This window comes from Thioclava sp. FR2 (assembly GCF_051200875.1).
Lineage (GTDB): Bacteria > Pseudomonadota > Alphaproteobacteria > Rhodobacterales > Rhodobacteraceae > Pseudotabrizicola.
Genome location: NZ_CP195191.1, coordinates 940,273 through 952,939 on the forward strand (window position 1 = coordinate 940,273; position 12,667 = coordinate 952,939).

12 protein-coding genes are annotated in these 12,667 nt (G+C 58.2%); 7 read left to right on the top strand and 5 right to left on the bottom strand.

What is annotated here, in order from left to right:
• Positions 1–15: 15 nt before the first annotated feature.
• Both ACSBLW_RS04530 and ACSBLW_RS04535 read right to left on the bottom strand, forming a co-directional pair.
• Positions 16–3,699, bottom strand: a complete 3,684-nt coding sequence (locus ACSBLW_RS04530; RefSeq protein ID WP_435259043.1) for a vitamin B12-dependent ribonucleotide reductase — start codon at positions 3,697–3,699, stop codon at positions 16–18.
• Between the two features lie 424 nt (positions 3,700–4,123).
• Positions 4,124–5,038, bottom strand: a complete 915-nt coding sequence (locus ACSBLW_RS04535) for a DMT family transporter (protein WP_435259044.1) — start codon at positions 5,036–5,038, stop codon at positions 4,124–4,126.
• A 131-nt stretch (positions 5,039–5,169) separates the two neighbouring features.
• Between ACSBLW_RS04535 and ACSBLW_RS04540 the strand changes: the two genes are divergently transcribed.
• From ACSBLW_RS04540 to ACSBLW_RS04550, 3 genes are all read left to right on the top strand, one after another.
• The gene (locus ACSBLW_RS04540; protein ID WP_435259045.1) at positions 5,170–5,964 is read left to right on the top strand and encodes a tellurite resistance TerB family protein; all 795 of its coding nucleotides are present in this window, start codon (positions 5,170–5,172) and stop codon (positions 5,962–5,964) included.
• Positions 5,965–6,029: 65 nt separating this feature from the next.
• Positions 6,030–6,446 carry a Fur family transcriptional regulator gene (locus ACSBLW_RS04545; protein ID WP_435259046.1) on the top strand — a complete coding sequence of 139 codons (417 nt, stop codon included), beginning with the start codon at positions 6,030–6,032 and terminating at the stop codon, positions 6,444–6,446.
• A complete protein-coding gene (locus tag ACSBLW_RS04550; RefSeq protein ID WP_435259047.1) occupies positions 6,443–7,318 on the top strand; it encodes a DMT family transporter in 876 nt (291 codons plus the stop codon). The genes ACSBLW_RS04545 and ACSBLW_RS04550 overlap by 4 nt, the downstream gene beginning before the upstream one ends.
• A gap of 4 nt (positions 7,319–7,322) precedes the next feature.
• On the opposite strand, the gene ACSBLW_RS04555 is transcribed toward ACSBLW_RS04550, so the two are convergent.
• Both ACSBLW_RS04555 and ACSBLW_RS04560 read right to left on the bottom strand, forming a co-directional pair.
• Positions 7,323–8,000, bottom strand: a complete 678-nt coding sequence (locus ACSBLW_RS04555) for a hypothetical protein (RefSeq protein ID WP_435259048.1) — start codon at positions 7,998–8,000, stop codon at positions 7,323–7,325.
• A gap of 27 nt (positions 8,001–8,027) precedes the next feature.
• On the bottom strand, positions 8,028–8,186 hold the full coding sequence (locus ACSBLW_RS04560) for a hypothetical protein (protein ID WP_435259049.1): 159 nt from the start codon (positions 8,184–8,186) through the stop codon (positions 8,028–8,030).
• 121 nt (positions 8,187–8,307) lie between these two features.
• Here ACSBLW_RS04560 and eno point away from each other — a divergent pair, with 121 nt between their 5' ends.
• Entirely contained in the window at positions 8,308–9,585 is a 1,278-nt protein-coding gene (gene eno, locus ACSBLW_RS04565; RefSeq protein WP_435259050.1) for a phosphopyruvate hydratase, read from the top strand.
• Between the two features lie 80 nt (positions 9,586–9,665).
• On the opposite strand, the gene ACSBLW_RS04570 is transcribed toward eno, so the two are convergent.
• Positions 9,666–10,724, bottom strand: coding sequence for an NAD(P)/FAD-dependent oxidoreductase (locus tag ACSBLW_RS04570; protein WP_435259051.1), 1,059 nt, complete (start codon positions 10,722–10,724; stop codon positions 9,666–9,668).
• Positions 10,725–10,941: 217 nt separating this feature from the next.
• On the opposite strand from ACSBLW_RS04570, the gene ACSBLW_RS04575 reads away from it, so the two are divergent.
• The 3 genes from ACSBLW_RS04575 (at position 10,942) to ACSBLW_RS04585 (ending at position 12,549) form a co-directional block, all read left to right on the top strand.
• Complete coding sequence (locus ACSBLW_RS04575; protein WP_435259052.1) at positions 10,942–11,436, top strand: DUF1097 domain-containing protein; 495 nt, start codon at positions 10,942–10,944, stop codon at positions 11,434–11,436.
• 65 nt (positions 11,437–11,501) lie between these two features.
• Positions 11,502–12,128, top strand: coding sequence for a pseudouridine synthase (locus ACSBLW_RS04580; protein ID WP_435259053.1), 627 nt, complete (start codon positions 11,502–11,504; stop codon positions 12,126–12,128).
• The gene (locus ACSBLW_RS04585) at positions 12,100–12,549 is read left to right on the top strand and encodes a cupin domain-containing protein (RefSeq protein ID WP_435259054.1); all 450 of its coding nucleotides are present in this window, start codon (positions 12,100–12,102) and stop codon (positions 12,547–12,549) included. Before ACSBLW_RS04580 ends, ACSBLW_RS04585 begins: the two co-directional genes overlap by 29 nt.
• Positions 12,550–12,667: the final 118 nt, after the last annotated feature.

Consider the following 12,667-nt stretch of genomic DNA (forward strand, 5'->3'; position numbering starts at 1 on the left):
AAGGCAGGTTTCACATCACGAGCAGCCCGAGGTTCCGCCACAGGTGTTGCACTTCATGCAGGTGCCGTTGCGGACCAGCGTGTAGTTGCCGCATTCACCGCAAGGATCGCCCTCATAGCCCTGCATCTTGGCTTTCGCGCGGGCATCCATCGGCTGAGCGGTCCCAAGAGCGAAGCTGGAGGTCGTTTCGGCAAAGCCAGTCGCACGCGCCTCAGGCATCATCGTGGCCATAGCGGCGGCCCCGTCAGTGCCAAAAGCTGTTGCCCCCATACCGCCCTGAAGGACGACCAGTTCCTGCGGCAGACGCTTGCGCAGATAGCCGGTCGAGCTGATTTGCTTCAGCACTTCCAGGGACTTGGATGCGGCGCTTTCCGAAACAGGGGCAACGTTGGCTTTGCCTTCATCATCTCCACGGCCCAAGTCGTCGAAGGAATGGCCCTTCGGCTTCACATGCGCCAGATCGGTGCGGTCCAGATAGCTGATCGCCAGTTCGCGGAAAATGTAGTCCAGGATCGACGTCGCATTCTTGATCGAGTCGTTGCCCTGTACCATGCCAGCCGGCTCAAAGCGGGTGAAGGTAAAGGCCTCGACAAATTCTTCCAGCGGCACGCCGTATTGCAAGCCAACCGAAACCGCGATGGCAAAGTTGTTCATCATCGCCCGGAAGCCAGCACCTTCCTTGTGCATGTCGATGAAGATCTCGCCCAGAGAACCATCGGCATATTCTCCGGTCCGCAGGTAAACCTTGTGGCCACCCACGATGGCTTTTTGGGTATACCCTTTGCGACGCTCTGGCAGCTTTTCGCGGTTTGACCGAACGATCTCTTTCACGATCACCTTTTCGATGATCTTTTCAGCGATGACGGCTGCCTTCTCCTGCGGCGAACCGCTGGCAAGGATTTCCTCGGCCTCTTCATCATCTTCGATTAGAGCAGCGGCCAGCGGCTGCGACAGCTTTGAACCATCGCGGTAAAGCGCATTCGCCTTGATCCCCAGCGAATGGCTGAGTTCATAGGCGGCCAAGGTCTCTTCGATCGTGGCCGAGTTCGGCATGTTGATCGTCTTCGAGATCGCACCCGAGATGAAGGACTGGGCGGCAGCCATCATATGGATGTGGCTTTCGACCGAAAGGAACCGCTTGCCCTTCTTGCCGCAGGGGTTGGCGCAATCGAAAACCGGGTAGTGTTCGGTCTTCAGGAAGGGCGCGCCCTCCAGCGTCATGGTCCCGCAAACGTGGTCATTTGCAGCGTCGATCTGGGCTTTTGTGAAGCCAAGGTGGCGCAGCAGGTCAAATGACGGATCGTTCAGCTTAGCTGCCGGGATGCCAAGGGTTTTGGTGCAGAAGTCCTCACCCAGCGTCCACTGATTGAACACAAAGCGCACGTCAAAGGCCGAAGGCAGCGCGGCTTCGATCTTTTCAATCTCACGCGCACCAAAGCCGTGTCCGATCAGCGAGGTGTGGTTGATCGCCGGCGCCTGAGCGATAGAGCCATGTCCAACGGCATAGGCGACGATTTCTGCGATCTGGTGGCTGGGGTAGCCCAGCTTTTCCAAAGCTGCCGGAACTGATTGGTTAATGATCTTGAAGTAGCCGCCGCCAGCCAGTTTCTTGAACTTTACCAACGCGAAGTCAGGCTCGATTCCGGTGGTGTCGCAATCCATGACCAGACCAATGGTGCCGGTCGGCGCAATCACGGTCGTCTGGGCGTTGCGATAGCCGTGCTGTTCGCCAAGCGCCAGTGCCTCATCCCAGCAGGATTTGGCCAGCGAGACCAGTGTTTGATCGGGGCAGTTGGCGGCATCAAGCGCCACCGGGTTGACGTTCACCGCCTCATAGGTCGCAGAGGCATGCGCTGCAGCACGGTGGTTACGGATGACGCGCAGCATGTGCTTTGCATTGCGCTCATATCCCGGGAACGGCCCAAGTTCTTTGGCCATCTCGGCCGAAGTGGCGTAGGACACACCCGTCATCACAGCCGTCAGCGCGCCGCAAAGGGCACGGCCCTCGACCGAGTCATAGCCAAAGCCCATGTTCATCAAGAGGCCGCCGATATTGGCATAGCCAAGGCCAAGGGTGCGGAAATCATAAGACAGCTGCGCGATTTCCTTGGACGGGAACTGCGCCATCATCACGCTGATTTCCAGCGTTACGGTCCACAGACGCGAGGCGTGAACATAACCGTCCGCATCAAACTTGCCGTCCTTGTAGAAGGTCAGCAGGTTCATCGAAGCAAGGTTGCAGGCCGTATCGTCAAGGAACATGTATTCCGAGCAAGGGTTCGAGCCGCGGATCTGCCCATCTTCCGGGCAGGTGTGCCAAGCGTTGACCGTATCGTGGAACTGGATGCCGGGGTCTGCACAGGCCCAAGCGGCATGGCCCACCTGATCCCACAGATCGCGCGCTTTGATGGTCTTCGCCACCTTGCCGTCGGTCCGGCGGATCAGGGCCCAGTCTTCGTCGTTCTTGACAGCAGTCAGGAAGGCATCCGTCACGCGGACAGAGTTGTTCGAGTTCTGGCCCGAGACAGTGATATAGGCTTCCGAATCCCAATCGGTGTCATAGGTCGGGAATTCGATCGAGGTGAAGCCCTGCTTCGCGTACTGCAGGATACGATTGGTGTAAGTATCCGGGATCATAGCCTTTTTGGCAGCCTTGATGGCAGCCTTCAGGCTGGGGTTCTTTGCCGGATCAACCGAATCCTCGGCAGAACCATCCCATTCGCGGATCGCCGCAAAGATTTCGTTCAGGCGCTGTTCATGGGCTTTCGAGCCAGCGACCAAAGAGGCCACTTTCTGCTCTTCAATGACCTTCCAGTTGATGAAGTCTTCGACGTCCGGGTGATCCATGTCACAGATCACCATCTTCGCTGCTCGACGGGTCGTGCCGCCCGATTTGATGGCGCCCGCTGCACGGTCACCGATCTTCAAAAAGCCCATCAGGCCCGACGATTTCCCGCCGCCCGACAACTTCTCGCCTTCACCGCGAAGCGACGAGAAGTTGGTGCCGGTGCCGGAACCGTACTTGAACAGACGCGCCTCGCGAACCCAGAGGTCCATGATCCCGCCATCGCTGACAAGATCATCCTTCACGGACTGGATGAAGCAGGCGTGCGGCTGCGGGTGCTCATAGGCCGAGGCCGATTTGGTCAGTTTGCCCGACTGGTAGTCGACGTAGTAGTGGCCTTGCGACGGGCCATCAATGCCATAGGCCCAATGCAGGCCGGTGTTAAACCACTGGGGCGAGTTCGGTGCTGCCATCTGGTTGGCCAGCATAAAGCGCATTTCGTCGTAATAGGCGCGAGCATCGGCTTCGGTGGTAAAGTAACCACCCTTCCATCCCCAATAGGCCCATGCGCCAGCCAGACGGTCAAAAACTTGTTTGGCGCTGGTTTCGCCGACAAAACGCTCTGCTTCAGGAAGCTTGGCCAAGGCATCTTCGTCCGGGATCGAACGCCACAGGAATTCCGGAACGCCCTTTTCACGCACCTTTTTCGAAACAGCAGGCACGCCGGCTTTGCGGAAGTACTTTTGGGCCAGCACGTCCGACGCAACTTGGCTCCAGCCTTCGGGGATTTCCACGGCTTCGTTCCGGAAAACGATCTTGCCGTCCGGGTTGCGAATTTCGGATGTGGTGGTGGTGAAATCCATAGCACCGTAGGCGCCAGTGGTTTCACTGGTAAACTTACGCTCGATCTTCATTTGCCCCAACCTTCCCTAGACTGCCCGCCGGTTCAGTCCAGCTTGGCATCTTGATTTCAATTTCCGACTGTCCCTTGCGCGCGGGTCAAAACTCTTCCGCGCCTTGCCCACCCCCATGGACAAGACATTTCAGGCCAATTTGCCTGCTTTTGGTGATGAGTCTCTGCTCCGCCTCGCCACCACTATATTTAGTGGCACTTCAGCCTGCGTCGTCAAACTGTCGTAATCAGCGCCAGGGATCAACGAGTTTTTTTGCTCTGAGACTCATTTTTCTGACTTGACCTCGGGCGAGACCCTTCACGCGTTCGTTAACACTTGATTCAGGGCAAACAGACATCCTGTGGGAAGGTTTGGGGATAAGCTCGGGACAGTCAGTTGAAACATTCGGATTTTCCAAAGTGTCGGGCATACTTGGCCCAACCCCCTAAGTTTTAGACTTAATTTCACGCGCGCCTGTCGCTGCACTGCGGCGATTGATCAGAGCGATTCCCATCCCGACCAATGTTGCCGAAAACAAGATCGGCAGTGTGACATGCTCGCCATAGAGCAGCACACCGAACCCCAACGAAAAGACAGGGGTCAGGAACGAAAAGGAGGCGACAATTGCGGTGGGGTATACCGATAGAAGCCATAGCCAAAAGATAAAGCCTCCCGCTATCACTGCGGTCGATTGGAATAGTAGCCCCAAAATATGGTAGAATGTAATCGCTCGGACCAGTTCTCCGAACAGGGGCGATACGGCAAGGAGAATCGGTCCCGAGACAAGCACCATCCAGAAAAGCTGCATCTCTGGTCCGACCTCGCTCAGGCTCGTCTTCCGCGCCAGAAACGCGGCGCCTGCCCATCCAAGCGCGGCCCCAAGCGCCAAGAGATCGCCGATCAATGAACCGCCTGTGCCATCGGAACGCGCCAATATCGCGATTGCCGTTCCCATAAACGCGATGACCAGACCGATGGCCTTGATCCGCGTGATCCGTTGACCGGGCAGCCCAAAATGCGCCATCAGGGCAAGCCAAAGTGGCATCGAGTAAAAGATCACACTGGCCCGGCCAAGCGTCGTCAGATCAAGCGCCAGAAACAGGCAAAGGAATTCTGCCGCGAAAACTGCTCCAACAAGCAAGCCGGGCACTATATCTTGTGATCTGAATACCGGGGGACGCCCCCGCCACCACATCCACAGTCCGACGGCAAACACAGACATGGCAGACCGTAGACCGGCAAAGAACACGGGCTGAAGCCCCTTATTGACTTCAACGACGATCACCTGATTAACCGCAAGAAGCAGCGTGACGCCGATCAGAGAAACCGCCCCGAACCCATCCAGCCTGTCTTTCTGCAAGTGCCACCCCCTGTGTTAACCGCCAACAGACCCGAAGGCCGATTGTCAGGTCAAGCAATCTGTCGTTGACCTTTGTCCACGGCAAGGCAAGGTAGATTGGTCGGGCGTGAACGAGTGGAAAGGGTAAGATCATGAGCCTTCTGAAGACACTGACCAAAGTTGCTATTGGCATCGCCGTCGCCAAGGGGGTCCAGACGATCACCACATCCCGCAGTACGACAACAACGCGCACATCGACGTCCACCAGAAAGACAGGCACCGGAAAGCCCTATCGTTCGCCCGACGATTTGGAAGGGATCATGGACGAAATCTTGGGAAGCGGACGCAAGACCTCCTCGGCCCGCAAGACCACGACACGCAAGTCGACCACCGGTTTGGATGATCTGTTCAGCACCACGCGCACATCAAGCCGCAGTCGAAAGACCACGCCAAAGGGCGGGCTGGAAGATCTGCTGGGCGGCAAGTCTGGCGGCGGATTGGGGGATCTTTTGGGCGGCATGCTGGGCGGAACCACATCCGCACGCGACGCCTTTGAGGCCGGGCAAAAGCGTAGTCTTGGTGATGAAGAAGAGGCCGAGTTGGAAGCCGCTTTGATGCTGCGCTGTATGATTCACGCGGTAAAGGCTGACGGACAACTCGATGCAGCAGAAAAAGCGCGACTGATGGAAGCCGTCGGAGAAGCGTCCCGCGCCGAGATCAACTTCATCAACGAAGAACTGTCTTCGGCTCCGGATTTGGACAACCTCCTGAACGACATCCCACGTGGGCTAGAGGAAAAGGCCTACTGCGTTTCTCTGATGGCGATTGATCTGGACCAACGCGCCGAAGCCGAGTACCTGCACCAACTTGCCACAGGATTGGGATTGGAACCCGCCGAAGTGAATGCGTTGCACGAACGGCTGGGTGCACCGACGATCTACGGGTAAGCCCAAGGGTGGCGCTGCTGCATGGCTTGCGCTAAAGCGAGTCAAAGACCAGACGGACCAAGCCCATGACTGACATCATCGCCCGCTGTGAAGCCAAGGGCCTGCGCATGACCGAACAGCGCAGGATCGTGGCGCGCGTGGTGGGAGAGGCCGAAGACCACCCGGATGTCGAAGAGCTTTACGCCCGCGCCTCGGCCATTGATCCGCGTATCTCGCTTGCAACGGTCTACCGGTCGGTCAAGCTGTTCGAGGAAGCTGGCATACTAGAAAAGCTGGAATTCGGCGATGGCCGCGCCCGTTACGAAGACGCAGAACGCGATCACCACGATCATCTGATTGATGTGAACACTGGAGAGGTGATCGAGTTCGTGGACCCCGAGATTGAGGCACTTCAAGAAAAGATCGCAGCGCGTTTGGGCTATCGGCTCATCGGGCATCGACTTGAACTCTTGGGCATCCCGATGAAAAAGCCTGCAAAGTGAACCAATCCGACAATCTTCGAGGCGCAATCCTGATGGTGGGGTCCATGTTGGCCTTTGCCTTCGAAGATCTTTTCCTGAAACGCTCGGCAATGGCGCTTCCACCCGGTCAGGTGATCATCATGCTGGGCATTGCAGGTGCTGCCTGCTTTTGGATCATAGCCGCGTTTCGAGGTCAGCCCATTCTGACGATGACCGCACTGCGTGGCCCTGCCCTCCTCCGCTCTGCCTCCGAGGCCGGGGCGACGATGCTTTATATTACGGCCCTGGCTTTGATCCCGCTGACCACCAACGCGGCTCTTTTGCAGGCTTCGCCTTTGGCTGTGACCATGGGGGCCGCCCTGATCCTGAAAGAACCGGTCGGCTGGCGGCGATGGACAGCCATCGGCGTGGGCTTTCTGGGTGTCATGATCATTTTGCGCCCCGGCACCGAAGGGTTCAGCCCAGCAGGGCTTTTGACGGTGTTCTGTGTCATCGTCCTGATTGGTCGTGATCTGGCAACCCGCGTCATGCCCCCGTCCATCGGGACATTCCAGTTGACCACTTGGGCCTATATGGGTCTGGTCCCGGCAGGACTGGCCCTGATGGCCATTGCAGGCGACAGCTGGCAACCTGTCGCCCAAGATCGCTGGCCCGATCTCGCAGGGGCGCTTTTGACCGGCTTGGTCGGATACTGGGCCGTCACCGCCGCCATGCGACAGGGAGAGGTTTCTGTCGTGGCTCCCTTCCGCTATACGCGCCTGGTCTTTGCCGCGATCATCGCCGCAGTCTTTTTGGGTGAGCGGCCAGACACCGCAACATGGATTGGCTCTGCCCTGGTTATCGGGTCCGGCCTCTATGCGTTCTGGCGGGAAACTCTGCGTCGAAAGTCCTGACCGATCAGGCGGGCCTGATCCCGACGATGACCTTCCCCACAAGCCCCTTGCCCGGCTCACCCGTCAGACGCAACGTCTGAGCCTCCCGCTCGGTCGGCGTATTGTCGGAAAAAACATTGTCGCGCTCCATCGACAGCGATGAAAGATATCGACCGCTGTCGCCATATTCAGAAACCGTAGAATAGATCTTCGCAGCATCGTCGGCGGGAAGCGCAATCTGCGCAGTCAACAGGGCTTGTCTGCCGCTTGCCGCGGCCTCTCTGCTGTCAAATACCTCGAAATGCATATGTGGCCAGCGGCTGGGGTAACAGCCCGGAAAGATGGTCTTGAACCTTACAACTCCATCGGAGGCACTGACCTGAAGCCCGCGCAAATAATTCGCCTCGGGCAAGTCATAAAGCGAATAGCGCCCCTGCACATCGCAATGCCAAAGATACAGCGCCAAGCCTTCCATCGGCTGACATGCGGCATCCACATTCACAAGCCGAAATTCAACCTCCAGTGGCACCCCTTGCGCTACCGTCCCGTCGGCGCCCAGATTGCCGCGCAGATCAGTCCGCTCGATCCCGCTTTCAGACAGAACGTTGACGAGCTGCCCGTTTCGGCTGTTGCTGCCATCGGCCGGATATGGACCCGCGGTCTCTTCGGGAGGCATGATGCATTGGCTTCCATCCGCAGCCACGCCCGAAACCTCTGCGCGCGCCTGAGGTCACCAGACCCAAGCCAAGGTCGCGGCACCACCTGCTGCTGCCAACCCGCCCAGTGCCGCACGGCGGTTCAGGAAACGCGGGAAATCCTGCCCAAAACTTCCATCCTCATGATGCCGATCTTCCTTGGCCATCGCGCGCTCCTTCTCGTTCGCTGCCATGAAGAACGCCGCAATGCAGAACTTCCGTCGTTCTCTCGGTTCTCTACACTTCCCATAAGCCCCGTCGCAGGGTAAAGACGCCGGCGAGAGCACCCAAATTTTCACGCCACGGGAGAGCCCCATGAGCACGATCATCGACATTCACGCCCGCGAAATTCTCGACAGCCGCGGAAACCCCACCGTCGAGGTGGACGTCACCCTGGAAAGCGGCGCCTTCGGCCGTGCGGCAGTGCCCTCGGGCGCATCCACCGGCGCACATGAAGCCAACGAAAAGCGCGATGGCGACAAGAGCCGCTACAAAGGCAAGGGCGTTCTCGAAGCCGTGGCGGCCGTCAACGGTGAAATCGCCGAAGAACTGGTGGGCTTTGATGCGACCGAGCAGGTTGGCATCGACCGCACCATGATTGAAATGGACGGCACGCCAAACAAATCGCGTCTTGGGGCTAATGCCATTCTCGGTGTGTCGCTCGCCGTGGCCAAGGCCGCTGCCGAATACACCGGCCAGCCGCTGTTCCGCTACGTCGGTGGCACCCCGGCCCGCATTCTGCCAGTGCCGATGATGAACATCATCAACGGCGGCGAACATGCCGACAACCCGATCGACATTCAGGAATTCATGATCATGCCGGTTGGCGCGGACAATATCCGTGACGCCATCCGCATGGGCTCGGAAGTGTTCCACACCCTGAAGAAAGAACTGCAATCGGCGGGTCATAACACCGGCATCGGTGACGAAGGCGGCTTTGCACCCAACTTGAACTCTGCTCGCGATGCGCTTGATTTCATTTTGAAATCCATCGAAAAGGCAGGCTTCCGTCCGGGTGAGGACATCTATCTCGCCCTCGACTGCGCCTCGACCGAATATTTCAAGGGCGGACGCTATGAAATGAAAGGCGAAGGCAAATCGCTGTCGATCGCCGAGAACGTCGATTTCCTCGCAGGATTGGTGAAGGATTACCCGATCATCTCGATCGAGGATGGCTGCTCGGAAGACGACTGGGAAGGCTGGAAGCTTCTGACCGACACGCTGGGCAACAAGGTGCAGTTGGTTGGCGACGACCTTTTCGTGACCAATCCGCGCCGTCTGGCGGAAGGCATCGCCGCAGGCTGTGCGAACTCGATGCTGGTGAAGGTCAACCAGATCGGCACGCTGACCGAAACGCTGCAGGCCGTAGATATGGCTCATCGTGCACGCTACACCAATGTGATGTCGCACCGTTCGGGTGAAACCGAAGACTCGACAATTGCCGACCTTGCCGTGGCAACGAATTGCGGCCAGATCAAAACCGGTTCGCTGTCCCGTTCAGATCGTCTTGCCAAATACAATCAGCTGATCCGTATTGAAGAGATGCTGGGCGAAACCGCTGAATATGCAGGCCGCTCGATCCTCAAGGGCTAAGCATTAGAAAGAGCAAGGATTTTCGAAAATCCTTGCAAATTTCTTCGAAGAAATTTGCGGGCACCGTCAGGTGCCCGTTTTCATTCTTTGAAACGCGTAACACCATAGCCCTGCCATAGCGCGTCGACACTGTTTGACTGGACAAGGTCAGTCACCGCCAATCCGGCAAGGGCCGCAAGCGTAGCGCCGGAATGCATGACTGCCACGATCAGTCCCGGCAGCACCCGCCCCAGCACAGGAAATCCGTCCGATGGCACGGGACGATTGGCTTCAAGAACCGTTTCGACCTGAAGCGACCCGCAATCCAGAAACTCTGCCAGTCGGGTAAGCGATTCTCTGGCAAGCTGATCGGGGTTTGCCGCCAAGATCTCGGCGTTGTCGCCTTGGTGGTTCGGACTCGTCGGCATCAAAAGCCGCCCATCCCGCAACTGCCGCACTTCCCCCATTGGTCCACAAAGAAGTGTCGGCATAAGCGGCACTGTCGGTTGCGTCACCACCATCGCGCCAGGGCGTCGCAGCAACGGAAGGTTCACCCCAACATCCGACAACAAGGCTGAACTTCCCGTTCCTGCGGCAATCACGATGTCATCAGCTAGAATCAGGTCATCACCGACCCAAAGACCGCAGATTTGCCCGCCTTTTTCTGCCAATCGGGTGACAGCCACGCCTGTCCTGACTTCGGCACCGGAATGAGTCAGAAGCGCCCCCGCCAAGGCTGGCGTATCAATCATCCCCTCCTCGGGTAAAAAGACCGCGCCCTCTACGCCCTTTAGCCTCGGCCAATGTTGCCCAATCTCATCCGCTGCAACTGCTCTCGCCTGATAGCCCAGACCCACCAGTCTTCCGCGAAATGCATCAGCAGGCGCACCCTGCTCTTCAAACCACAGACAACCTGGCCAATGGTGATAGCCCGGCACGTCCACAGCCAGTTGTCGATGTGCGTCCATTGCGGCATGGCGCAGGCGAAAATGGGCGTCATCCAAATGAAAGCTGGCGTTCAGCCAGCCAAAACTCGCTCGGGACGCGACCCCTCCCACACTGTCGGCTTCAAACACCGTCACACGACAACCAGCACGAGCAAGATGATAGGCCGACGAAGCCCCGATGATACCCGCGCCGATGATAGCCACATGTTTCATAGCTGTAGCTTGATCCAGATCCACATGTGCCATCAAGGCCAAAAAGCTGAACTGCCGCGCCTGCATCTACGACCATAAAGCTCGGGGTTGAACCCCAATGTTCCGCCTTCGTCCGTTCTCTGTTCACGGTCGTAGAGACCTTCGTGCGATTGCGAGCGTCCCCTCCCCGCCGAAGTCTAGGGCATCCGGAGCACCCGGAACAAAGGGAGGAAAGACCATGAATCTAATCAATGCACTTGCGCTTTCCATTGGCCTGCTGGCCGCAATCGCGACTTGGCTTTGCCTTGGCACCCCGCTTGGCCTTCAGGTTTGGGCGCTGTTTATTGGCTGGGGCGCGTTCTATCATGCAGGCGGCAAGATGGACGGCCTGACGAAATCGGCAATCAATCATGCCTGGGGTGTGGTGGTCGCGGTCGCGACCCTGATCATTGTTGGCACCGTTGGCGGATCGGTAATTGTGACGTCTGTGATCGTTGGTGTGTCTGTGGTCCTTCTGGTCTTGGGCGCCCATATTCCCGCGCTTTCAACCATTCCGGCCGCCGTTTACGGTTATGCCTCGACAGCCGCGTTCTGCCTGCTGACAGGTGTCGCGATCACCGACATTGGGGCCAGTGTGAAAGCCGGGGCCATCGTTCTGGCCTCGATGGTGGTTGGAAATGTCTTCGGTTTCATCTCGGAAGAGGTTGCGGGCGGTTTGGTCAAAAAGACCTGACCTCCCCCGAAACTCGCCGGGCGTGAGAGATTTCCTCTCGCGCCCCACTCTGGTAAGAACCGCCTATGTCCCGGCTTCTCCTTGTGAACAAACCCTATGATATGTTGTGCCAATTCACCGATGGTGAGGGCCGTCGGACCTTGGCCGATCTGGTGCCTGTAAAAGGTGTCTATCCAGCTGGCCGGTTGGATCGCGACAGCGAAGGTCTCGTCCTCTTGACCGACGACGGAAGACTTCAGGCCCGCATCGCCGATCCCAAGCACAAGATGGAAAAAACTTACCTTGCTCAGGTCGAAGGCATCCCGACCCCGGAGCAGATAGAGACGCTGTGCCAAGGGGTTCTTCTGAATGACGGCCCCACCCTACCCGCCCGGGCGCGGATCATCGACCCGCCCGAGGCATTATGGCCGCGCGTTCCGCCGATCCGTGAGCGCAAATCTGTCCCCGACAGTTGGGTCGAACTGACGATTCGCGAAGGCCGCAACAGACAGGTTCGCCGAATGACGGCGGCCGTAAGCTTGCCTTGCCTCAGGCTGATCCGCTGGAGCGTCGGGGAATGGAACTTGGACGGGCTTGCCCCAGAGTGCTGGCGCGAGGTTCCCGTGATGAACACCGCAAGCCTTACAGAAGGCCCGCAAAAATATCGCACGAAAGGGCCGCAAAATGGCCAACGCCCCCAAAGACGCCGCTGATCAGTTGATCGCCCATCTGGGCCTAGCGCCGCATCCTGAAGGCGGATGGTACAAAGAGACGTGGAAAGGCCCGCAGCGCGAGGGGCGCGCCAGTGGAACTGCCATCTTCTTTCTACTGAAGGCTGGCGAACGCAGCCATTGGCACAAAGTCGACGCCGACGAGATCTGGCTTTGGCATGGCGGCGCGCCGCTTGTTCTGTCGATCGGGCGAGACCATGCCGAAAACCACATCTTGGGGCCTGCGGTTCTGGACGGAGAATTGCCACAGATCATCGTGCCTGCCGGATATTGGCAGGCTGCCCAATCAACTGGCGACTATACCTTGGTCTCCTGCACCGTCAGTCCCGGCTTTGATTTTGCAGGCTTTACGCTTGCCCCGAACGCGTTCGACCTTCCGCGCGCAGAAGGCAAGGAAGGCTAGGCGCCAACGTCCTTTCCCAAGGATCATCCATCGTCCAAGCAAGGGGCGCGGTCACCCCAACTTGCCTTTGTTCCGGGTACAAGAATTGCGTGGCATCGGCTTTGGTGCCGCGATAAGC

Coding starts and splice junctions, on each gene's coding strand:
- ACSBLW_RS04585 (WP_435259054.1), top strand. CDS start 12,100: ATGGCCAACGCCCCCAAAGACGCCGCTGATCAGTTGATCGCCCATCTG.
- ACSBLW_RS04530 (WP_435259043.1), bottom strand. CDS start 3,699: ATGAAGATCGAGCGTAAGTTTACCAGTGAAACCACTGGCGCCTACGGT.
- ACSBLW_RS04575 (WP_435259052.1), top strand. CDS start 10,942: ATGAATCTAATCAATGCACTTGCGCTTTCCATTGGCCTGCTGGCCGCA.
- ACSBLW_RS04545 (WP_435259046.1), top strand. CDS start 6,030: ATGACTGACATCATCGCCCGCTGTGAAGCCAAGGGCCTGCGCATGACC.
- ACSBLW_RS04560 (WP_435259049.1), bottom strand. CDS start 8,186: ATGGCAGCGAACGAGAAGGAGCGCGCGATGGCCAAGGAAGATCGGCAT.
- ACSBLW_RS04580 (WP_435259053.1), top strand. CDS start 11,502: ATGTCCCGGCTTCTCCTTGTGAACAAACCCTATGATATGTTGTGCCAA.
- ACSBLW_RS04570 (WP_435259051.1), bottom strand. CDS start 10,724: ATGAAACATGTGGCTATCATCGGCGCGGGTATCATCGGGGCTTCGTCG.
- eno (WP_435259050.1), top strand. CDS start 8,308: ATGAGCACGATCATCGACATTCACGCCCGCGAAATTCTCGACAGCCGC.
- ACSBLW_RS04540 (WP_435259045.1), top strand. CDS start 5,170: ATGAGCCTTCTGAAGACACTGACCAAAGTTGCTATTGGCATCGCCGTC.